This is a genomic window from Aquabacterium sp. A08 (genome assembly GCF_011742065.1).
This window is the reverse complement of the sequence record NZ_JAAQQT010000683.1, coordinates 4219-25152: the sequence shown is the minus strand read 5'-3', so window position 1 is coordinate 25152 and position 20934 is coordinate 4219. Positions and strand designations below refer to the sequence as shown.

General features: G+C 71.7%; 19 protein-coding genes and 1 riboswitch. Of the genes, 6 read left to right on the top strand and 13 right to left on the bottom strand.

Going from position 1 to position 20934, the window contains the following annotated elements; genetic code table 11:
* Genes HA630_RS17525 through HA630_RS17515 form a run of 3 tightly spaced genes read right to left on the bottom strand, consistent with a single transcriptional unit; the run spans position 1 to position 5758 of the window.
* Positions 1-1401 (bottom strand): efflux transporter outer membrane subunit, encoded by a 1401-nt coding sequence (locus tag HA630_RS17525; RefSeq protein ID WP_166836361.1) that lies wholly within the window; start codon positions 1399-1401, stop codon positions 1-3.
* Positions 1394-4546, bottom strand: a complete 3153-nt coding sequence (locus HA630_RS17520; RefSeq protein WP_166836360.1) for an efflux RND transporter permease subunit — start codon at positions 4544-4546, stop codon at positions 1394-1396. The genes HA630_RS17525 and HA630_RS17520 overlap by 8 nt, the downstream gene beginning before the upstream one ends.
* Before the next feature lie 9 nt (positions 4547-4555).
* Positions 4556-5758 carry an efflux RND transporter periplasmic adaptor subunit gene (locus HA630_RS17515; RefSeq protein ID WP_208300146.1) on the bottom strand — a complete coding sequence of 401 codons (1203 nt, stop codon included), beginning with the start codon at positions 5756-5758 and terminating at the stop codon, positions 4556-4558.
* Between the two features lie 167 nt (positions 5759-5925).
* Between HA630_RS17515 and HA630_RS17510 the strand changes: the two genes are divergently transcribed.
* Entirely contained in the window at positions 5926-6561 is a 636-nt protein-coding gene (locus HA630_RS17510) for a TetR family transcriptional regulator (RefSeq protein WP_166836356.1), read from the top strand.
* Between the two features lie 12 nt (positions 6562-6573).
* Here the strand turns inward: HA630_RS17510 and HA630_RS17505 are convergent, their stop codons facing one another.
* The 7 genes from HA630_RS17505 to HA630_RS17475 form a co-directional block, all read right to left on the bottom strand.
* The gene (locus tag HA630_RS17505; RefSeq protein ID WP_166836355.1) at positions 6574-7044 is read right to left on the bottom strand and encodes a hypothetical protein; all 471 of its coding nucleotides are present in this window, start codon (positions 7042-7044) and stop codon (positions 6574-6576) included.
* Positions 7045-7150: 106 nt separating this feature from the next.
* Positions 7151-8152, bottom strand: a complete 1002-nt coding sequence (locus HA630_RS17500; protein ID WP_166836353.1) for an XdhC family protein — start codon at positions 8150-8152, stop codon at positions 7151-7153.
* 10 nt (positions 8153-8162) lie between these two features.
* Positions 8163-10325 carry a xanthine dehydrogenase family protein molybdopterin-binding subunit gene (locus HA630_RS17495; protein ID WP_166836352.1) on the bottom strand — a complete coding sequence of 721 codons (2163 nt, stop codon included), beginning with the start codon at positions 10323-10325 and terminating at the stop codon, positions 8163-8165.
* Positions 10322-10795, bottom strand: coding sequence for a (2Fe-2S)-binding protein (locus tag HA630_RS17490; RefSeq protein WP_166836351.1), 474 nt, complete (start codon positions 10793-10795; stop codon positions 10322-10324). Before HA630_RS17490 ends, HA630_RS17495 begins: the two co-directional genes overlap by 4 nt.
* Before the next feature lie 131 nt (positions 10796-10926).
* Positions 10927-11607 (bottom strand): nucleotidyltransferase family protein, encoded by a 681-nt coding sequence (locus HA630_RS17485; protein WP_166836350.1) that lies wholly within the window; start codon positions 11605-11607, stop codon positions 10927-10929.
* Positions 11556-12140, bottom strand: coding sequence for a methionine biosynthesis protein MetW (metW, locus tag HA630_RS17480; RefSeq protein ID WP_166836348.1), 585 nt, complete (start codon positions 12138-12140; stop codon positions 11556-11558). Before metW ends, HA630_RS17485 begins: the two co-directional genes overlap by 52 nt.
* Complete coding sequence (locus HA630_RS17475) at positions 12137-13333, bottom strand: homoserine O-acetyltransferase (protein ID WP_166836347.1); 1197 nt, start codon at positions 13331-13333, stop codon at positions 12137-12139. The genes metW and HA630_RS17475 overlap by 4 nt, the downstream gene beginning before the upstream one ends.
* Positions 13334-13409: 76 nt before the next feature.
* Positions 13410-13487: riboswitch (SAM riboswitch) on the bottom strand.
* A 68-nt stretch (positions 13488-13555) separates the two neighbouring features.
* On the opposite strand from HA630_RS17475, the gene HA630_RS17470 reads away from it, so the two are divergent.
* Together HA630_RS17470 and HA630_RS17465 are read left to right on the top strand one after the other, a co-directional pair.
* Positions 13556-14386: a formate/nitrite transporter family protein gene (locus HA630_RS17470; protein ID WP_166836346.1), complete on the top strand. Its 831-nt coding sequence runs from the start codon at positions 13556-13558 to the stop codon at positions 14384-14386.
* Between the two features lie 288 nt (positions 14387-14674).
* Positions 14675-15079 carry an RNA-binding protein gene (locus HA630_RS17465; RefSeq protein ID WP_166836344.1) on the top strand — a complete coding sequence of 135 codons (405 nt, stop codon included), beginning with the start codon at positions 14675-14677 and terminating at the stop codon, positions 15077-15079.
* Between the two features lie 107 nt (positions 15080-15186).
* Here the strand turns inward: HA630_RS17465 and lptC are convergent, their stop codons facing one another.
* The 3 genes from lptC to HA630_RS17450 are packed head-to-tail and all read right to left on the bottom strand — an operon-like array spanning position 15187 to position 17399.
* Positions 15187-15846, bottom strand: coding sequence for an LPS export ABC transporter periplasmic protein LptC (gene lptC / locus HA630_RS17460; RefSeq protein ID WP_371809278.1), 660 nt, complete (start codon positions 15844-15846; stop codon positions 15187-15189).
* The gene (locus HA630_RS17455) at positions 15843-16403 is read right to left on the bottom strand and encodes an HAD family hydrolase (protein WP_166836343.1); all 561 of its coding nucleotides are present in this window, start codon (positions 16401-16403) and stop codon (positions 15843-15845) included. The genes lptC and HA630_RS17455 overlap by 4 nt, the downstream gene beginning before the upstream one ends.
* Before the next feature lie 6 nt (positions 16404-16409).
* Positions 16410-17399 carry an SIS domain-containing protein gene (locus HA630_RS17450; protein ID WP_166836341.1) on the bottom strand — a complete coding sequence of 330 codons (990 nt, stop codon included), beginning with the start codon at positions 17397-17399 and terminating at the stop codon, positions 16410-16412.
* 42 nt (positions 17400-17441) lie between these two features.
* On the opposite strand from HA630_RS17450, the gene HA630_RS17445 reads away from it, so the two are divergent.
* From HA630_RS17445 to HA630_RS17435, 3 genes are all read left to right on the top strand, one after another.
* Positions 17442-19430, top strand: coding sequence for a monovalent cation:proton antiporter-2 (CPA2) family protein (locus HA630_RS17445; protein ID WP_166836340.1), 1989 nt, complete (start codon positions 17442-17444; stop codon positions 19428-19430).
* A 133-nt stretch (positions 19431-19563) separates the two neighbouring features.
* Positions 19564-20526: an MBL fold metallo-hydrolase gene (locus HA630_RS17440; RefSeq protein ID WP_166836338.1), complete on the top strand. Its 963-nt coding sequence runs from the start codon at positions 19564-19566 to the stop codon at positions 20524-20526.
* A 40-nt stretch (positions 20527-20566) separates the two neighbouring features.
* On the top strand, positions 20567-20934 hold a 368-nt coding region (locus tag HA630_RS17435), incomplete at its 3' end, for an adenine phosphoribosyltransferase (protein WP_166836337.1).

Genomic DNA, 20934 nt, shown 5'->3' with positions numbered 1-20934 from the left:
TCAGAAGCCGCCCATGGCGCGGTACAGCGCCACGCGGTTCTGCAGCCGGGCGTAGCGGGTCTGCACCAGCGCCTGTTCGGCGCTGAAGCGGCCGCGCTGCGCGTCCAGCACCTCCAGCTGGCTGGCCACGCCCTGTTCCAGCCGCAACGCCGACAGGCGCAGCCGCTCGGTTTCTGACTGCACCAGCGCCTGTTGCGCGGCCAGCTGTTCACCCAGGGTGTCGCGCCCGGCCAGGGCGTCGTTCACGTCCTTGAAAGCGGTCTGGATGGCCTGCTCGTACTGCGCCAGCGCCGCCTCGCGCCCGGCCTGGGCCGACGCCAGGCCGGCGCGGTTGGTGCCGCCGTCAAAAATGGGCAGCAACGCCTGCGGCGCCAGCGTCCAGCCCCAGCTGCCGCTGCCCAGCAAGCCCGACAGCTCGGTGCTGGCCGAGCCGACGCTGGCCGTCAGCGCGATGCGCGGGAAGAAGGCCGCGCGCGCCGCCCCGATCTGGGCGTTGGCCGCGGCCAGCTGCTGTTCGGCCGCGCGGATGTCGGGGCGCTCCAGCAGCACGCGCGAGGGCAGGCCCACCGGTACCTCGGCCAGCGCCGCCTCCGGATCGGCCCGCAGCGGGGCGTCCCGCCCGGCCTGGCCGGACAGCGGTTGGCCCACCAGCAGGGCCAGCGCGTTGCGCGCCAGCGCCTGCTGCCGGGTCTGTTCGGCCAGCGTCGCCCGGGCCGACGCCACCAGCGACTCGGCCTGGCGCAACTCCAGCGCCGACGCCGCGCCGTGCTCGAAGCGCAGCCGGGTCAGGCGCAGCGCGTCGTCGCGGTTGGCCAGGGTCTGTTGCGTCAGCGCCCGCAGCGCGGTGCTGGCCTGCAGGTCCAGCCAGGCCGACGACACCGCCGCCACCAGCCCGATGCGGGTGGCGCGCAGCGCCTCTTCCGAGGCGAGGAACTGCGCCCGCGCCGCTTCGCGCAGGCTTTCGAGCCGGCCGAAGAAGTCGATCTCCCAGCCCGACACCTGCAGCCCGGCGCTGTAGACGCTCTGGATGGGTTCGTTCTCGCCGGTGGTCTGGCGGTTGCCGGTCACGCCGGCGTTCACCGTGGGCAGGCGCGCCGCCGAACGGATGCGGTACTGCGCCCGCAGCTGCTCCACCTGGGCCGCGGCCACGCGGGCGTTGCGGTTGTTGTCGAGCGCCTGTTGTACCAGGGCGCGCAGGGCCGGGTCGGCCACAAAGTCCTGCCAGGGCAGGGGCGGCACCGCGGCGTCGCCGGGCACGGCGGTGTCGCTGCCCTGCCAGGCGCTGGGCAAGGCCGTGTCGGGCCGCTGGTGGGGCTGGAACTGCGAGCAGCCGGCCAGGGCCAGCAGGCCCGCCGCCAGGGCCGTGTGCCGCCACGGCCGGGCGGGGCGGGGGTCAGTCATGTCGCACTCCCATGTGTTCGGCATCGTGCTGATGCACCAGGCGCTGGCGCGCGCTGCCCTTGAACAGCGAGCGCACCACCACAAAAAACACCGGCACGAACACCACCGCCAGCACCGTGCCGGTGACCATGCCGCCGATCACCCCGGTGCCGATGGCGCGTTGGCTGGCCGAGCCGGCGCCGGTGGCGATGGCCAGCGGCACCACGCCCGCGGTGAAGGCCAGCGAGGTCATGACGATGGGCCGGAAGCGCAGGTGCGCGGCCTCCAGCGCCGCGTCCACCAGGCCCTTGCCCTGGGCTTGCAGGTCTTTGGCGAATTCGATGATGAGGATCGCGTTTTTCGCCGACAGGCCGATGATGGTGATCAGGCCGACCTGGAAGTACACGTCGTTGGCGTAGCCGCGCAGCAGCGTGGCCAGCAGCACCCCGATCACGCCCAGCGGCACCACCAGGATGACGGCCAGCGGGATGGTCCAGCTCTCGTACAGCGCGGCCAGGCACAGGAACACCGCCAGGATGGCGAAGGCGTACACGATGTAGGCCTGCGCACCGGCGAGCTTTTCTTCGCGCGACTGGCCGGTCCACTCAAAACCGAAGCCCGGCGGCAGTTGGGCCGCGAGTTTTTCCATCTCGGCCATGGCGTCGCCGGTGCTGTAGCCCGGGGCGGCGCTGCCGCTGATCCGCATGGCGGGGTAGCCGTTGTAGCGCACGGTTTGCATCGGGCCCACTACCCAGCGGGTGCCGGCAAAGGCCGACAGCGGCACCGCCTGGCCCCGGCTGTTCTGCACCGTCAGGCGCAGCAGGTCGTCGGGCTGCATGCGGGCCGGGGCGTCGGCCTGCACCACCACGCGCTGCAGGCGCCCGGCGTTGGGGAAGTCGTTGACGTAGGCCGACCCCAATGCCGTGCCCAGCGTGCTGGCGATGGCGTCGAAGCCCACGCCCAGCGCGGCGGCCTGGTCGCGGTCGATGTCGAGCTGCAGCTGCGGCGCCGGCTCCAGGCCGTCGGGGCGCACCTGGGCCAGCACCGGGCTTTGCGCGACCAGGCCCAGCAGCTGGTTGCGCGCGGCCAGCAGGGCATCAAAGCCCTGGCCGGCGCGGTCCTGCAGCCGGAAGCTGAAGCCCGAGGCCGAGCCCAGTTCGGGAATGGGCGGCGGGCTCAAGGGGAAGATGAAGGCGTCGCGCACGCCCATCAGGGCGCCAAAGGCGCGGCCGGCCACGGCCTCGGCGCTGCTGCCAGGGCCGCTGCGTTCGGCCCAATCCTTGAGCGTGACGAAGGCCAGCGCCGCGTTCTGCCCCTGCCCCGAGAAGCTGAAGCCCAGCACGCCGACCATGCTCTGCACCTCGGGCTGCTGGAGCATGAAGTCTTCGACCTGCTTCATCACCGCGCTGGTGCGCTCCTGGGTGGCGCCCGGGGGCAGTTGCACGTTCACCAGCATCGTGCCCTGGTCCTCGTTGGGCAGGAAGGAGGCGGGCAGGCGCTGGTACACCACCACCGCCGCGCCGATGACGGCGGCGTATACCACCATGGTGCGCCCGCGGCGCGACAGCAGCCGGCCCAGCCAGCTTTCGTAGCCCTTGGCCGTGCGCGAGAAGCCGCGGTTGAACCAGCCGAAGAAGCCGGTTTTTGCGTGGTGGTGGCCGGCTGGCACCGGCTGCAGCAGGCTGGCGCACAGCGCCGGCGTGAGCGACAGCGCAAAGAACGCCGAAAACGCGATGGACACGCCCATCACCGCCGCGAACTGGCGGTAGATGTTGCCGACCGAACCGCTGAAAAACGCCAGCGGCACGAACACCGAAATCAGCACCACGGTGATGCCGACGATGGCGCCCGAGATCTGCCGCATCGCCTTGTGCGTGGCCTCGCGCGGGCCCAGGCCCTCCTCGCTCATGATGCGTTCGACGTTCTCCACCACCACGATGGCGTCGTCCACCACGATGCCGATGACCAGCACCATGCCGAACATGGTCAGCACGTTGATGGAGAAGCCCAGCGCCAGCAGCGCGCCGAAGGTGCCCAGCAGCGCGATCGGCACCACGATGGTGGGGATGACGGTGTAGCGCCAGTTCTGCAGGAACAGGAACATCACCAGGAACACCAGCAGCACCGCCTCGCCCAGCGTGACCACCACCTTTTCGATGGAGATTTTGACGAAGCGCGAGCTGTCGTAGGGGATGGCCCAGCTCATGCCGGTGGGGAAGAAGCGCTCCAGCTCGGTCAGCTTGTCGCGCACCGCCTGGGCGGTGGCCAGAGCGTTGCCGCTGGGCGCGAGTTGCACCCCGATGCCGGTGGACGGCTGGCCGTTGAGGCGGGCGGTGGTGGCGTAGAGCTGACCGCCGAGTTCGATGCGGGCCACGTCTTTCAGGCGCACGCTGGAGCCGTCGGGGTTGGCACGCAGCAGCAGGCGGCCGAATTCGTCCACGCCGCTCAACTGCCCCTTGACCACCACCGTGGCGGCAATGCCCTGGCCGGCCACGTTGGGCAGCGCCCCGATTTCACCGGCCGACACCTGCGCGTTCTGCGCGCGGATGGCCGCGGTCACGTCGGCCGCGCTCAGGCCGTAGCCCTGCAGCTTGGCCGGATCGATCCAGACGCGCATGGCGCGCTCGGTGCCGAACAGCTGGGCCTGGCCCACGCCGGCCACGCGCTGCAGCTCGGGCAGCACGTTGCGCGAGGCGTAGTCGCCCAGGGCCACCGGGTCCCAGGCCGGGTCGCTGGACGACAGAATGGTGAACAGCAAAAAGTTGCTGCGCGACTTGTCCACGCGCACGCCCTGCTGCGTCACCGCCGCGGGCAGGCGCGGCGCGGCCCGGCTCAGGCGGTTTTGCACGTCCACCTGGGCCAGGTCGGGGTTGGTGCCCGGCTCAAAGCTCAGCGTCAGCGTGCCGGAGCCGTTGGCCTGCGCCACCGACTCCATGTAGATCAGCCCGGGCGAGCCGTTCATCTCGCGTTCGATGATGGACAGCACGCTGTCCTCCAGCGTCTGCGCCGAGGCGCCGGGGTAGGTGGCGGTGACGACGATGGCGGGCGGCGCCACCGGCGGGTACTGCGCGATCGGCAGCTGGGTGATGGACACCACCCCCAGCACCGTCACGAACAGCGCGATCACCCACGCGAAGATGGGGCGGTCGATGAAGAACTTGGCCATGGCGGTCCCTTACTTGGCCGCGCCGGCCTGGGCTGCCGGGGCGGGGGCGGGGCCGCCCGGTGCCTGCCAGGGCACCGCCTTCACCGGGGCGCCGCCGCGCAGTTTCTGGAAGCCGTCCACCATCACCTGGTCGCCGGCCTGCAGGCCCTCCAGCACCACCCACTGGCCGTTCTGCTGGTTGCCCAGCTTCACCCGGCGCGGCGCCACCTGGCCGTCGGCGCCCACCACCATCACGCTGTCGCCCAGTGGCGAGCGGGTCACGGCCTGCTGTGGCAGCGTCACCGCGTCCGCCGCCTGGGCCTGCGCCAGGCGCACCCGCACGTACATGCCGGGCAGCAGGGTGCCGCCGGGGTTGGGCACCTCGGCGCGCAGCGTCACCTGGCCGCTGGTGTTGTCCACCGTCAGGTCGGTGAACAGCAGCTGGCCCGGTTTCGGGTGCAGCGTGCCGTCCTCCAGCACCACCTGCACCGTGGCGGCGGCGCTGCCGTTGCGCTGCAGGCGGCCGGCCGCCACCGCGCGGGCCAGGCCCAGCGCCTCGGTCGCGCTCTGGGTGAAGTTGACGTACAGCGGGTCGATCTGCTGCACCACCGCCAGCGGCGTGGCGTCGCCCTGGCCCACCAACGCGCCCTCGGTCACCAGGGCGCGGCCGATGCGCCCGGCGATCGGGGCGGTCACGTCGGCATGGTTGCGCTGGAGGGTCGCCGTCTGCACCGCGGCGCGGGCCACGGCCACCTCGGCCTCGGCCTGCTGCAGCGCCACCTCGGCGTTGACGAAGTCCTGCTGGCTCACCGCCTGTGCGGCCACCAGCGGGCGGTAGCGGTCCAGCAGGGCCAGGGCCTGGGCGCGCTGTGCCTCGGCCTTGGCCTGCTGCGCGCGGGCGCTGGCCAGCGCGGCGTCGTAGGGCGCCGGGTCGATGCGGAACAGGGCCTGGCCGGCCTTCACGTCGCTGCCTTCGCGGAAGCTGCGTTGCAGCAGGATGCCGCTGGCGCGGGCCCGCACCTGGGCCACGCGCGAGGCCTCCAGGCGGCCCGGCAGTTCGGTCTGCAGCGCCACCACCCCGGGGGTGACGGTGACCACGCCGACCTCGGCCGGTGGCGGGGCACCGCCCGGGCCTTGGGGCGCGGGCTTGCCGCAGGCGACCAGGCTCAGGGCCAGGCCCAGGCCGGCGGCGATCCGCCAGGGGCGCAAAGCCCGGCCCGGCGGTGGGGTCATGGGGGAAGGGGCGTGGGGCGTGGCGGCCATCGAAAACCTCGGCGTGGGGTGGGGGTGGCGTTGGGGCATACCCTGTGGGGGGCAAACGTCAGACTGTGTAATATACATACAATCTTGAATGTATGCATGCCGCTTTGGTAAAGATGCGACATTGCCCCTGACCCGCCATGGCCCGAAAAACCAAAGCCGAAGCCGAACTGACCCGCCACAAACTGCTGGACGCGGCCGAGCAGTTGTTCCTGGCGCGCGGGGTCTCGCGCACCTCGCTGCAGGACATTGCCAGCGCCGCCGGGGCCACGCGCGGCGCCATTTACTGGCACTTTCAAGACAAGGCCGACCTGTTCAACGCCATGCTGCAGCGGGTGACGCTGCCGCTGGAGCAGGCGCTGCAGGCCGCGGCCGAGCCCCCGGCGAACGGCGTGTCGCCGCTGCGCGGGTTGTTTGACACCCTGATGGCGGCGCTGCACGCCACCGCGCACGACCCGCAAACCGGGCGCGTGTTCGAGATCGCCACCCACAAGGTGGAGTACGTGGCCGAACTGCAGGCGGTGGCCCAGCGCCGGCTGGAGGTGATGGACGAGATGCGCCAGCTCATGCAGCGCGTGCTGACGCTGACGGCCGAGCACCTGGGGCGGCCCCTGCCCATGCCGCCGGCCCAGGCGGCCCTGGGCCTGAACGTGCTGATCGACGGCCTGATCATCAACTGGCTGATCGACCGTTCCGCCTTCGACCTGGAGGCCGCCGGCGCGCAGACCCTGCGCAACTACCTGCGCGGGCTGGGGCTGGAGGACGCGCTGGCCTGAGCCGCGCGGGCGTCAGGCGGTGGGCTCGGTGCCGTCGCTGCCCTCGGTGTCGGGGGCGGTCAGGGCGTCCAGCAGGGCATCGGTGGGGTCGCTGCCCGAGTCGGCGCCGGGGGCGTTGGTGCCCGGGGCCGTTTCCAGTGGGGCGTCGCCCAGCGGGGTTTCGGGTGGGGCCTCTGCCAGCGGCGGCGCTTCCGGCTCGGCCGGGGCGGTGGCCGGGCCGTCGGCCGGTGGCACCAGTGCCTGGGTGTCGGTGTAGCGTGCCAGGTTGCGGGCGATGCGGTCCATCGCGTTGCTCTGACCGGCGCTGCGGCCGGCTTCGCCCAGGGCCTCGAACTTGGCCAACACCCGCTCCAGGCCGGGCGGCACCTTCACGCTTGGGGTCGGCTCGGCCGGTGCCTCGGCGGGCGCGTTGCGTTCGGCCCGCGCGGCGGTTTTCACCGGTTCGCGCGCGACCGCGGCCATCGGGTTGCTCGGGATTTTCATGCGGCGCTCCTCCTGCCCGGACAGCGGACAGCGTCAACCACTGTACGCCCGCCTGGCCAGGTGGCAAGCGCCGAACAACCGGCCCAATGGCCGGCAATTCGGCGCTTCAGGCGGTGGCGCAGACGGTGCCCGAGCCCGACCAGTCGGCCAGCGGCTGCGACAGGTCCACGCCCCGGCGCCGCGCCGTCAGTTCGGCCGCGATGCTGAGGGCGATTTCCGGTGGCGTCAGCCCGCCCAGCCGCAGCCCGACCGGGCCGCGCAGGCGCGCCGCTTCCTCGTGCGTCACGTCGAAGGCCAGCAGGCGCTCGCGCCGGCGTTCGTTGTTCGGACGCGAACCCATGGCCCCGACGTAGTAGGCCGGCGTGCGCAGCGCCTCCATCAGGGCCAGGTCGTCCAGCTTGGGGTCGTGCGTCAGGGCCACCACGGCGCTGTGGGCGTCCAGGTTCATCGCCAGCACCAGGTCGTCGGGCATGGCGCTGGACAGGGTCACGCCCGGCAGCGCGTCCCAGCCTTCGTGGTACTCGGTGCGCGGCTCGCACACGGTCACCTGGTGGTCCAGCATCACCGCCATGCTGGCCAGGTAGCGCGACAACTGCCCGCCGCCGATGATGAGCAGCCGCCAGCGCGGCCCGTGCACCGTGGCCAGGTGCTGGCCGTCGAACTCCACCCGGTCGCCGGCGGTGGGTGGGCCCAGCCGTACCAGGCCGGTGGTCAGGTCCAGTTCGCGGCGGGTCTGGCGGTGCGCGGCGGTGGCGGTCAGCAGTTCGCGCAGTTGCGACTGCGGCCCCAGCGGTTCCAGCACCACCTGCACCGTGCCACCGCAGGGCAGGCCGAAGCGGCGCACCTCGTCGGCGGTCTGGCCGTAGGTGGTCACCTCGGGGCGGCGCAGCGCCAGTTCGCCCGCCGCCACCCGGCGTATCAGGTCGTCCTCGATGCAGCCGCCCGACACCGACCCGGCCACCTGGCCGTCGTCGCGGATCACCATCAGCGAGCCCGGCGGGCGCGGGGCCGAGCCCCAGGTGCGCACCACCGTGCCCAGCACCACGCGGTGGCCCCGCTCCAGCCACGCCAGCGCGGTCTGGAGCACCTCGATGTCGAGGCTGTTCATGGCCGGCGCGTCAGACTTGCGGGAACGGCAGGCTGCGCACCCGCTGGCCGGTCAGGCGGGCGACGGCGTTGGCCACCGCTGGCGCCACCGGCGGCAGGCCGACTTCGCCAATGCCGCCCGGGTGGTGGTCGGTCATCAGCACCTTCACCTCCACCAGCGGGGTTTCGTGGGCGCGCAGCACGCGGTAGCGGTCCAGGTTGGTCTGCTGGGGCACGCCGCCCTGGAAGTCCATGCGCTCGTGCAGCAGGGCCGACAAGCCGAAGATCACCGAGCCTTCGATCTGCGCGCGCACGTTGCGCGGCTGCAGCGCGTGGCCGCAGTCCACCGCCGACCAGACCTGGTGCACCTTGGGCCGCCCCTGTTCGATCGACACCTGCACCACCATGCCGCAGAAGGTGTTCCAGGCGTCGGAAAACGCCAGGCCCAGCGCGTGGCCTTTGGGCAGCTTGGCCTTGCCCCAGCCCGACATGCGGCCCACCTCGCGCAGCACCGCCTGGGCGCGCGGCTGCTTGTGCAACAGCTGCAGGCGGTAGTCCAGCGGGTCGGCCTGCACGCCGTGGGCCACCTCGTCCACCAGCGTTTCGATGGCGAACTTGGTGTAGCCCGGCCCCACGCCGCGCCAGAAGCCGGCCTGGATGCCGCGTTCCTCGATCAGGAACTGCACCCGGTGGCCCGGGATGTCGTAGGTGATCTCCGAGCCCTCCATCACCGGCGCGTCCTTGCCGCCCGAGGCCTTGAAGGCCGGCGGCACCACCCGCGCGTAAATGCCTTCGGACACGACCCGGTGCAGCAGGCCCACCAGCTTGCCCTGCGCGTCCACGCCGGCCACCAGGTGCTGGCCGGTCAGCGGGCGGTACTTGTCGTGGGTCATGTCGTCTTCGCGGGTCCAGATCACCTGCACTGGCGTGCCGGGCACGGCCTTGGCCACCAGCGCGGCGTCGGCCGCGTAGTCGGCCTCCACCCGGCGGCCAAAACCGCCGCCCAGCAGGGTGATGTTCACCTTGATCTGCTCCGGCTTGAAGCCGCTGGCCGCCGCCACCGCGCCGGTCACGAAAGAGGCCGACTGCGCCGGCGCCCAGACCTCGATGCGGTCGCCGGTGACGTGGGCGGTGCAGTTCATCGGCTCCAGGCAGATGTGGCTGACCATCTCGCTGGTGTAGGTGGCTGCGAAGGTTTTCACCGCGCCGGCCAGTTGCTGCCCGGCGTCGCCGTGCTGGATGAAGTCCACCCCGGCGTCGTCCAGTTTCTGGGCGCGGGCCACGTACTCGGCCTTGACGCGGGCCGAGTCGTGGGCGCGGGCCTTGGCGGTCTGGGTCCAGGTCACCTGCATGCGGTCGCGCGCGGTCTTGGCGGTGTGGAAGGAGTCGGCCACCACCGCCACGCCGTGCGGCAGACGCACCACGTGCTTCACACCCGACACCGCGCGTGCGGCGCTGTCGTCCACCGCCACCGGGGTTTCGCCCTGCACCGGCGCGCGCAAGATGGACGCCCACAGCATGCCCGGCAGGCGCACGTCGATGCCGTACTGGGCGCTGCCGTTGGATTTGGCCGCCACGTCCACCCGGTCCAGGTCCTGGCCGATCAGCTTGAACTGGGCCATGGGCTTGAGCATGGCTTTGTCCACCTTGGGCAGCTCGGCCGGGGCCTGCGCCACCTTGGCGATGTCGCCATAACCCATTTGCCGGCCCGAGGTGTGGACGACACGGCCGGCTTCGGTGCGCAGCTCGGCCGCGGGCACGCCCAGGGCCTGGGCCGCGGCGTTCACCAGCACCAGCCGCACCTGCAGGCCGGCCAGGCGCACCGGCTCGTAGTAGCCCTGCACCGTGCGCGAGGCGCCGGTGGTCATGCCGCCGCCGAAGCGCGGGTTGCCAAAGCGCTTCGGGTCCGACGGCGCCTGCCGCACCGTCACGCGCGACCAGTCGAGGTCCATTTCCTCGGCCAGCAGCATGGGGATGGCGGTCATGGTGCCCTGGCCCATTTCCGAGGCGGGCGAATACAGGGTCACCTGGCCGTCGGTGTCGATGTTGACCCAGCCGTTGGGGGCGAAGCCACCGGGCGCGGCGGTCTGCGCCTGCGCCAGCTCGGCCTGGCCCAGACCGAACGACAGGCCGATGGCCACGCCGCCGGAGCCCAGCAGAAAGCTGCGGCGGGAGAGTGGTGCGGTGGTGCTCATGCTTTCGCTCCGGTCAGGGTTTTCTGGGCGGTGGAGACGGCGGCGGCGATCTGGTTGTAGGTGCCGCAGCGGCAGACGTGGCCGCTCATCGCTTCCAGGATGTCGGCGCGGCTCAGCAATTTCTTGGTGCCCTGCACCACCTTGGCGGCGGTCATCAGCTGGCCGGACTGGCAGTAGCCGCACTGCGGTGCCTGCTCCTTCACCCAGGCCGCTTGCAGCGCCTGGCCGGTGGGGGTGGTCATCAGACCCTCCACGGTGGTCACGTGGCGGCCGGCCACGGCGCTCAGGGGCATGACGCAGGAGCGCGTTGGCTCGCCGTCCACGTGCACGGTGCAGGCGCCGCACTGGGCGATGCCGCAGCCGAACTTGGTGCCGGTGAGGTTGAGTTGTTCGCGCAGGGCCCACAGCAGTGGGGTGTCGGGCGCGGCGTTCACCGCCACGGCCTGGCCGTTGACTTTCAGTTGGATCATGTCTCGCTCCTCGGGTGGTTGCTGGGCGTTCGCCGCCCATGCACGGCGGATGTTATAGAAGGTAACCATGGCCGGTCCCCCGCCAGGCCATAGTTGACCCGGTTGTGGGTGTACGCGCCGTCGCTGGCGCGTCAGGGCGGGGTGGGCCAGTCCAGCCGTTCGCTGCTCAGGCCGGCCAGCCGGTCCAGGTCGGCCGGGGTGTCCACGTCCCAGACGAAGTGGGGCGTGGGCGCGGGCCAGTGGTGCACCCGCGCGGGGTGCTGGGCCAGCCACTGCGGGCCGCCGGCGCCGGCGGGCAGGGCGCAGATTTCGGCGCAGGCCCGGGGGCTGAACACCCGTGGGTGGCCGGGCTGACCGCCGTGGCTGGGCAGCACGCAGTCGGTGCCCGGGGGGCGCTGGGCGTAGGCCTGGGCCAGGGCGCGCAGGTCGGCCGCGTCGATCCAGGGGTGGTCGCCCAGCGCCACCAGCACGCCGCCGTGGCCCGGGGGCAGCGCCGCCAGCCCCAGCCGCAGCGAGTCCGCCGGGGCGGCCTGTGGGTCGGGGTTGAGCACCCGGGTCACGGGCCAGCCGTCCAGGGCGGCGCCGATGGCCGCCGCGTGATGGCCCAGCACCGCCACCACCGGGCCCACGCCCGCCGTCTGCAGGGCGCGCAGCAGGTGGTGCAGCAGCGGCGTGCCGCCGCGCCGCAGCAGGCATTTGGGCCGGTGCCCCAGGCGGGCCCCGGCCCCGGCCAGCAGCAGCACCGCCGCCAGCGCCACGCTCAGCCCTGGGCCAGCTTGAACACCGCCGTGCTGGCGCGCAGGTTGGGCCACAGCCGCACCTCGCGCCCGTCCTCCAGGCCGAAGCTGTCGGTCACGCGCAGGCCCAGGCGCTGCGCCAGCACCTCGAAATCGGCGTAGGTGCCCACGCGGATGTTGGGCGTGTCGTACCACTGGTAGGGCAGCCGCTGGGTCACGGGCATGCGGCCCTGCAGCACGCTCAGGCGGTTGGGCCAGTGCGCGAAGTTGGGGAAGGCGACGATGGCCTGGCGCCCCACGCGCGCCGTTTCGCGCAACATGGTTTCGGCGTTGCGCAGGTGCTGCAGCGTGTCGATCTGCAGCACCAGGTCGAAGCTGTTGTCGCCGAACATGGCCAGGCCGTCTTCCAGGTTCAGCTGCAGCACGTTGATGCCGCGCTGCAGCCCGGCGTGCACCTTGGCGTCGTCGATTTCCACGCCGTAGCCGGTGCAGCCGCGCGTGTCGCGCAGGTGGGCCAGCAGCGTGCCGTCGCCACAGCCCAGGTCGAGGACGCGGGCGCCCTGCGGCACCAGCCGCGCCAGGGATTCGAGGATCAGGCGGTCGGTCATGCGCGGCCTCCGGCGGGCAGGTCGCGGGCCACCTGCTGGGTGAAATAGGCGCGCACCGCGGCGTGGTAGCGCGGGTCGTCCAGCAAAAAGGCGTCGTGGCCGTGCGGCGCGTCGATTTCGGCATAGCTCACGTCGCGCCGGTTGTCGAGCAGGGCCTTGACGATCTCGCGGCTGCGCGCTGGCGAAAAACGCCAGTCGGTGGTGAAGCTCACCAGCAAAAACTTCGCCCGGGCCTGGGCCAGCGCCGCGCTCAGGTCGCCGCCGTGGGCGCGCGCCGGGTCGAAGTAGTCCAGCGCCCGGGTGATGAGCAGGTAGGTGTTGGCGTCGAAGTACTCGCTGAACTTGTCGCCCTGGTGGCGCAGGTAGCTCTCGATCTGGAATTCCACCTCCTGCGTGCTGTAGCGGTAGGCCAGGCGCTCCACCGCCGCCACGTCGCCGGCTTGTGCGGCGTCGGCCAGGGGCTTGAGCTGGCGGCCGAACTTCTCGTTCATCACGTCGTCGCTCAGGTAAGTGATGTGGCCGATCATGCGCGCGATGCGCAGGCCGCGCCGCGGCAGGGTGCCGTGGCGCAGGTAGTGGCCGCCGTGGAAGTCGGGGTCGGTGACGATGGCGCGGCGCGCCACCTCGTTGAAGGCGATGTTCTCGGCCGTCAGGTTGGGCGCGCTGGCCACCACCACGGCGTGGCGCACGCGGTCGGGGTATTGCAGGGTCCAGCTCAAGGTCTGCATGCCGCCCAGGCTGCCGCCCAGCACCGCCGCCAGTTGGGCAATGCCCAACGCGTCCAGCAGCCGCGCCTGGGCGTGGACCCAGTCCTCCACCGTCACCACGGGGAAGTCGGCGCCCCAGGGCTCGCCGGTGGCGGGGTGGGGGTGGGTCGGGCCGGTGCTGCCGAAGCAGGAGCCCAGGTTGTTCACGCCGATGACGAAGAAACGCTCGGTGTCCACCGGTTTGCCGGGGCCGATCAGGTTGTCCCACCAGCCTTCGCTGCGGGGCAGGGGCTGGCCGTTCGCGTTGGCGTGGCGGCCGGCCACGTGGTGGCTGGCGTTGAGCGCGTGGCACACCAGCACCGCGTTGGAGCGGTCGGCGTTGAGCGTGCCGTAGGTCTCGTAAACGAGTTCGTAGCCCGGCAGCACCGCCCCGCTTTGCAGCGGCAGCGGCGTGTCGAAACGCATGCGTTGTGGTGTGACGATCACGTGCTTCACCCCGGGGGCGTGCCCCCACAAAAAAACCCGGCGCCGCCAAACCGTCGAGCCAAGCAAGAAGACGGGTGCGGGACCGGGTGTCTCCTCTTTAGCGGCATTTTTAAGGCGCCCGCAATTCCGGAATCAAATCGGCGCCACGCTAGTATAAAGACTCGCTGCCCGGCGCGCACGGGGCGCCGCCCGGCGCCGGTTGCCGGGCACGGAAGGCCAGCCATGACAGACATTTTCGGTTCCGACGCCTACGCTCCGCGCGAGGTGGCCCAGCGGGTGGCCCAGGTGGGCGTGGCCAAGGCCCGCCTGCCGCTGTTGCCGCTGGCCCTGCTGGGGGTGCTCGCCGGCGCCTTCATTGGCCTGGGGGCGCTGGGTTTTGTCCTGGTCAAGTCCGACGCCACGCTCGGTTTTGCCACCGCCCAGGTGCTGGGCGGGGGGGTGTTTGCGCTGGGCCTGTTGCTGGTGGTGGTGGCCGGCGCCGAGTTGTTCACCGGCAACAACCTGATTGTCATGGCCTGGGCCGACGGCCTGGTGGGCACCGCCGAGGTGCTGCGCCACTGGGCCGTGGTCTGCGCTGCCAACCTGGTGGGCGCCGCCGGGCTGGCCCTGTTGGTGTACCACAGCGGCCACCCCGCTCTCAACGGCGGCGCGGTGGGGCAGACCGTGGTGCAGATCGCGCTGGCCAAGCAGGCGCTGCCCTGGCAGGAGGCGCTGCTGCGCGGGGTGCTGTGCAACCTGCTGGTGTGCATGGCGGTGTGGATGGCCATGGCCGGGCGCAGCGTGGCCGACAAGGCGGTGGCCATCGTCTTCCCCGTCGCGGCCTTCGTGGCGGCGGGGTTCGAGCACAGCATCGCCAACATGTACCTGATGCCGCTGGCCTGGCTGTTGCAGCACGGGGGCCAGGTGCCGGTGGACACGGCCTGGGTCACGCCAGCGGGCATGCTGGGCAACTGGGCGGTGGTCATCGTGGGCAATGTGCTGGGCGGCAGCGTGCTGGTCGGGCTGACCTACCACGTGATTTACCGCCGCGGCCGCCCACCCGCGGGCCCCTGAGGGGTGCGCGGCGCCCCACGCGGGGGCGGTGTTGCTGGCCTGCAACGGCCCCGCACCAAAAGCAGGCAAAAACCCGAGGCTGGCCACCGGGGCCTCAGGGTTTGTGTGGATTCCACGAAAAAAACACACCGTGTCGCGGGCAGCCAGCGCATAATGGGCTCGCGCCCGTGGAAACGGGTGCTGTCAAGTGATCGGTCAGTTTCGCGTGCCACTGCAGCTTTCAAGCGGTTACGTCGTGCCCACGGGGCTCCATCGCTGGTTTTTATTGTGTTTTTCAGGAGTCCCTCGATGGGCAACAAACTGTACGTCGGCAACCTGCCGTACACCGTTCGCGACGAAGATCTGCAGCAGGCTTTCGGTGCCTTTGGCAACGTGAACAGCGCCAAGGTCATGATGGAGCGCGACACCGGCCGCTCCAAAGGCTTTGGTTTCGTGGAAATGGGCAACGACGCCGAAGCCCAGTCCGCCATCCAAGGCATGAACGGCCAGTCCCTGGGCGGTCGCAGCCTGGTGGTGAACGAAGCCCGTCCGATGGAAGCCCGCCCGCCCCGCACCGGCGGTTTCGGCGGTGGCCGTCGTGAAGGCGGTGGCTTCGGTGGCGGCGGCTACGGCGGCGGCAACGAAGGCGGTTTCCGCAGCCCCTACGGCGGCGGTGGCCGTCGCGAAGGCGGCGGTGGTCGCGGCGGTTACTGATCGCTGTGGACCGTGCCGGGCGCGCCCCGGCACCCCTCTGAAAGCCCGGCTGGTCCGGGCTTTTTCACGTCGGTGCCCGCCCGGCGCTGCCGTGGGCTCCGGCGGGTTCAGGGGCGTGGGGCCAGCGTGGCGCGCACCCGGCCCTGCAGGTCGGCCTGGCGCTGGCGGTCGTCGTAGCGCAGGCGGTCGGCGGTGATGCGGTCGGGCCCGCGCAGCATCTCCACCGGCTGCTCGGACGCGATCCGGTCGCCTTCCACGTCCACGGTCAGGGCCTCGCCCAGGAACTCCAGGCGCGGCTGGACGCCGCCGGCCCAGTGGTGGGCCTCGCGCACCACCCGCACTTGGCCCTGCAGGCGGTAGACCGTCTGGTCGGCGTTGCTGCTCAGCCGGTCGGTGCTGGCGGTGGTCAGGCGGCCCTGCGGGTTGTAGGCGCGCACCCGGGCCTGGTCCACCTCCAGGGTGCGGGTGTCGGGGTAGTGCCGCACCTCGCGGCCGCGCAGCTCGTTGAGCAGCCGGCCCTCGGGGGTGAAGGTGCGGACCGCAAAATCGCGCATGAAGTAGTCGGGTTCGTGCACCGGCGGGCGGTCCGGCACCGGCGCGTCGGGCACCGGCGCGTTGCGCACCAACCAGTAGCTGCCCAGGGCCAGCCCCCCCATCAGCAGCACGGGCAGGTAGATGGACAGGCGGTCGGCCGCCCGCGCCCACCAGCGCGGGGGCGGGGTGGCCAGCGCCGTCGGGCCGGTGGACAGCGGGGGCAGCGGGGTCACGCGGCGGCTTCTTCCAGCAGGCGGGCGTAGTGGCCGCTGGCCACCAACAGCAGGTCGCACAGCTCGCGCCCGGCGCCCTGGCCGCCCGCGGCCCGGGTGACGTGGTGGACCACGGCCAGCACCTCGGCCTGGGCCGCCGGTGGCGCGGCGGCGAAGGCGCAGCGGCGCAGCACCGGCAGATCCGGCCAGTCGTCGCCGATGGCGGCGGCCTGCGACCAGTCCAGCCCCAGTTCGGCCAGGATGGCCTCGGCCGCGGGGCGTTTGTCTTCGGTGCCGTAGCGCACGTGGGTCACGCCCAGCGCGTCCAGGCGGCGGCGCAGCGCGGGCGAGTCGCGCCCGGTGACCACCGCCGGGGTGATGCCGGCGCGCTGCAGCAGCTTCAGGCCGTGGCCGTCCAGGGTGTGGAAGCGTTTGAGCGCCTCACCGCCCTCGCCAAAGTACAGGCCGCCGTCGGTCAACACGCCGTCAACATCGAAAAACACCACCCGCACCGGCTGCGCCAGCAGCAGGGTTTCGGGGGGGAATTGCAGGGTGGGGTGCAGGGGCGGCAGGGGCATGGCGGGTCAGATCACTTTGGCGCGCATCAGGTCGTGGCTGTTGAGGGCGCCGCAGAGCCGGCCGTCGGCGTCCACCACCAGCACGCTGGTGATGCGGTGCTGTTCCATCAGATCGGCGGCTTCCACGGCCAGGGCGTCGGGTGCGACGGTGCGCGGCCGGCGGTGCATCGCCTGTTCGGCGGTCACGGCGGTCAGGTCGGCGCCTTGCTCGATCAGGCGGCGCAAATCGCCGTCGGTGAAGATGCCCAGCGGCCGGTCGTCGGCGTCCACCACGGCGGTGGCGCCCAGGCCTTTGGCGCTGATCTCGCGCATCATCTCGGGCAGGCGGGCGCCCGGCGCCACGCGCGGGGCGGCATCGGCCGGGCGCATCACGTCGCTGACCAGCGTCAGCAGTTTGCGCCCCAGCGCGCCACCGGGGTGGGAGCGGGCGAAGTCGTCGGGCTTGAAGCCGCGCGCGCTCAGCACCGCCACCGCCAGGGCGTCGCCCATGGCCAGTTGCGCGGTGGTGCTGGCGGTGGGGGCCAGGTTGTGCGGGCAGGCTTCCTTGTCCACGGCGGTGTCGAGCACCACGTCGGCGTGGCGGCCCAGGCTGGAGCCGGCGCGGCCGGTCATGGCCAGCAGCGGCACGCCCATGCGTTTGATCAGCGGCAGGATGGCGGTGAGTTCTTCGCTCTCGCCGCTGTTGCTGATGGCCAGCACCACGTCGGCGGCGGTGATCATGCCCAGGTCGCCGTGGCTGGCCTCGGCCGGGTGCACGAACATGGCCGGGGTGCCGGTGGAGGCCAGGGTGGCGGCGATCTTGCGGCCGACGTGGCCGCTCTTGCCCATGCCAGTGACCACCACCCGCCCGCGGCAGGCCAGCAGCGCCCGGGTGGCTTGCACGAAGCGGTCGTCCAGCCGCGCGGCCATGGCCCGCACCGCGTCGGCCTCGATGGCCAGCGTGTCGCGGGCCAGCTGCAGGGTCAGGGCGGCGTTCGGGGCGGGCGTGGGGCTCATCCGGGCGATTATCCGACAAGGCCAACGACTAAGATAAGCGGGATGAATTCGCTGGACATTGCGCTGCTCTACCTGCTCGCCGCCGTGGTGGGGGTGGTGGCGTGCCGTTCGCTCAAGCTGCCGCCCATGCTCGGCTATCTGGCGGTGGGTGTGGTGATCGGCCCCAACGCGCTGGCGCTGGCGCAGGACTCGGCCGGGGTGCGCTACCTGGCCGAATTCGGGGTGGTGTTCCTGATGTTCGTCATCGGGCTGGAGTTCAGCCTGCCCAAGCTGCGGGTGATGAAGCGGCACGTCTTCGGCCTGGGCACGGCGCAGGTGGTGCTCACCGTGCTGCTCACCACGGCCGCGTCGCTGGCCATGGGCTGGCTCATGCCGCAGTGGTGGCGCATGGAGTGGCAGACGGCGCTGGCGCTGGGCGGCGTCATGGCCATGAGCAGCACCGCCATCGTCGTCAAGCTGGTGGCCGACCGGCTGGAGTTGGAGAGCGACCACGGCAAGCGGGTGGTCGGCATTCTGCTGTTCCAGGACCTGGCGGTGGTGCCGCTGCTGGTGCTGATCCCGGCGCTGGGGTCCAGCCCCGAGCAGCTGGCCACCGCGCTGGGCTGGGCCTTGCTCAAGGCGGTGGTGCTGCTGACGCTGCTGATGACCGGCGGCCAGAAGCTGATGCGCTGGTGGCTGACCCTGGTGGCGCGGCGCAAGAGCGAAGAGCTGTTCATGCTCAACCTGCTGCTCATCACCCTGGGCCTGGCCTGGCTGACCGAACACGCCGGCCTGAGCCTGGCGCTGGGGGCTTTCGTCGCCGGCATGCTGATCGCCGAAACCGAGTACAAGCACCAGGTGGAGACCGATATCCGGCCGTTCCACGACGTGCTGCTGGGGCTGTTTTTCATCACCATCGGCATGATGCTGGACTGGCGCCTCGTGCTGGAGCGCTGGCCGCTGGTGCTGCTGTTGCTGGGCCTGTCGCTCACCTTCAAGCTGGGCCTGATCACCGGGCTGACCCGGCTGTTCGGCGCGCCGGCGGGCACCTCGCTGCGGGTGGGCCTGTACCTGGCGCAGGCCGGCGAGTTCGGCTTCGTGCTGTTGACCCTGGCCAACCAGAACGGCCTGGTGCCGCCCGAGCTGTTCAACCCGGTGCTGGCCTCCATGGTGATCTCCATGCTGCTGGCGCCGCTGGTCATCATGGGCAGCAACCGCGTCGTCACCCGGCTGGTGGGCAGCGACTGGCTGATGCAGTCGGTGCAGATGACGCAGATCGCGCGCCAGTCCATCGCGGCCGACAAGCACGTCATCATCTGCGGCTACGGCCGCTGCGGCCAGAACCTGGCGCGCATGCTGGAGGCCGAACACATTCCCTACATGGCGCTGGACCTGGACCCGGACCGGGTGCGCCACGCCGCGGCCGCCGGCCATTCGGTGGTGTTTGGCGACGCCGCCCGGCTGCAGGCCCTGATGGCCGCCGGCCTGAACCGCGCCAGCGCGGTGGTGGTGACCTACCTGGACACGCCCAGCGCGCTCAAGGTGCTGCACCACGTGCAGGAACACGCGCCCCGCGTGCCGGCGGTGGTGCGCACCGTGGACGACCAGGACCTGGACAAGCTGCAGGGCGCCGGCGCCACCGAGGTGGTGCCCGAGGCGATCGAGGCCAGCCTGATGCTGGCCAGCCACGCGCTGGCCCTGGTGGGGGTGCCGGTGCGGCGGGTGCTGCGCATCGTGCAGAACCAGCGCGAGGCGCGCTACAGCCTGCTGCGCGGCTACTTTCATGGCGCCGACGACAACTCGGTCGAGGAGCTGTACCAGGAGCGCTTGGTCACCGTGGTGCTGCCACCGGCCGGCAAAACCGTGGGCCAGCCGCTGGCCGACCTGGCCCTGCCCGCCATGGGCGCGCAGGTGGTGAGCCTGCGCCGCGCCGGCGGCAAGACGGTGCCGCTGGCCGACGGCCTGCGCCTGGAAGGCGGCGACACGCTGGTGCTGTCGGGCACGGCCGAGGTGCTGGCCCTGGCCGAAGAACGGCTGCTCACAGGCGCCTGAGGTGCGGCCGGGCCCGGCGCGGGCCGCGGCCGACATAACCCCGCCCCTGGGCGGGGTATCGGCGGCTGACCTGAAGCCCGGCGCGTGCGGCCTTACTGTTCGTGCTCATTTGGATCACAGGAGACCCCCCGCCATGCTGCACCGCCGCCATTTCCTGTCGGCCGGCCTCGCCGGTACCGCCGCCCTCACGCTGTCGTCCGTGTGGTCGCAAAGCGCCCCCAACCTGGGCGCCCCGGCGCTGCCCGAGCCCGGTTTCCGCAAGTTCCAGGTGGGCGACATCGAGCTGGTCGCCCTGAACGACGGCGTGCTGCGCCGGCCGCTGGGCGAGGAGTTCGTCCGCAACGCACCGATCGAGCAGGTCAAGGCGCTGCTGGCCGGCCAGGGCTTGCCGACCGATCATGTGGACATCCCGTTCACCCCGGTGCTGGTCATCAGCCAGGGGGTCAAGTACCTGATCGACACCGGCTTTGCCGACAACGGTCCGCCCACCACCGGCCGGCTGCTGGCCAACCTGGCCGCCGCCGGCCACGCGCCCGAGCAGATCGACCACGTCATCCTGAGCCACTACCACGGCGACCACATCAACGGCCTGCGCAACAAGGCCGGCCAGTGGGTCTTCCCCAAGGCCAAGGTGCATGTGCCGGCGCCCGAACACGCCTACTGGATGAGCGACGAGCAAATGGACGCCGCCCCGCCGGCGGCCCAGGCCGCGTTCGACAACGCCCGCCGCGTCATCGGCAGCCTGCCGGCCGACAAGCTGGTGACCTTCGAGCCGGGCGCCACGCTGGCGCCGGGCATCACCTCGCAGGCGGCTTACGGCCACACCCCGGGCATGTCGGTGTTCCGGGTCAGCTCCCGGGGCCAGTCCTACCTCTACCTGGCCGACGTGACCAACGTGCCGTCGCTGTTCGCCCGGGCCCCGGACTGGGCGGTGGCCTTCGACATGGACGCCGAGATGGCGCGCCAGACGCGCCGCCGCCTGCTGGCCCAGGCGGCCCAGGACCGCACCCTGCTGGGCGGCTTCCACTTCCCCTTCCCGGCGGTGGGCACGCTGGCCAAGGTGGACCAGGGCTACGGCTTCACCGCCCTGGCCTGACGCCCACCGGGGCCGCCGCGCGCGGCCCCATAATCCGGCCATGGACACCGCTGCTTACCTCCAGGCCCACATCCGCACCGTGCCCGACTGGCCGGCCCCCGGCGTGCAGTTCCGCGACATCACGCCGCTGCTGCAGGACCCGAAAGTGTTCCGGGTGCTGATCGACACCTTCGTCCACCGCTACATGGAACGCGGCCACCGCCCCGACGTGGTGGCCGGGCTGGACGCGCGCGGTTTCATCATCGGCTCGGTGCTGGCCTACGAGCTGGGGGTCGGCTTTGTGCCGATCCGCAAAAAGGGCAAGCTGCCCTTCACCACGGTGGAGGAAACCTACGAGCTGGAATACGGCAGCGCCACCGTGGAGTTGCACACCGACGCGGTGAAAAGCGGCGACCGGGTGCTGCTGAT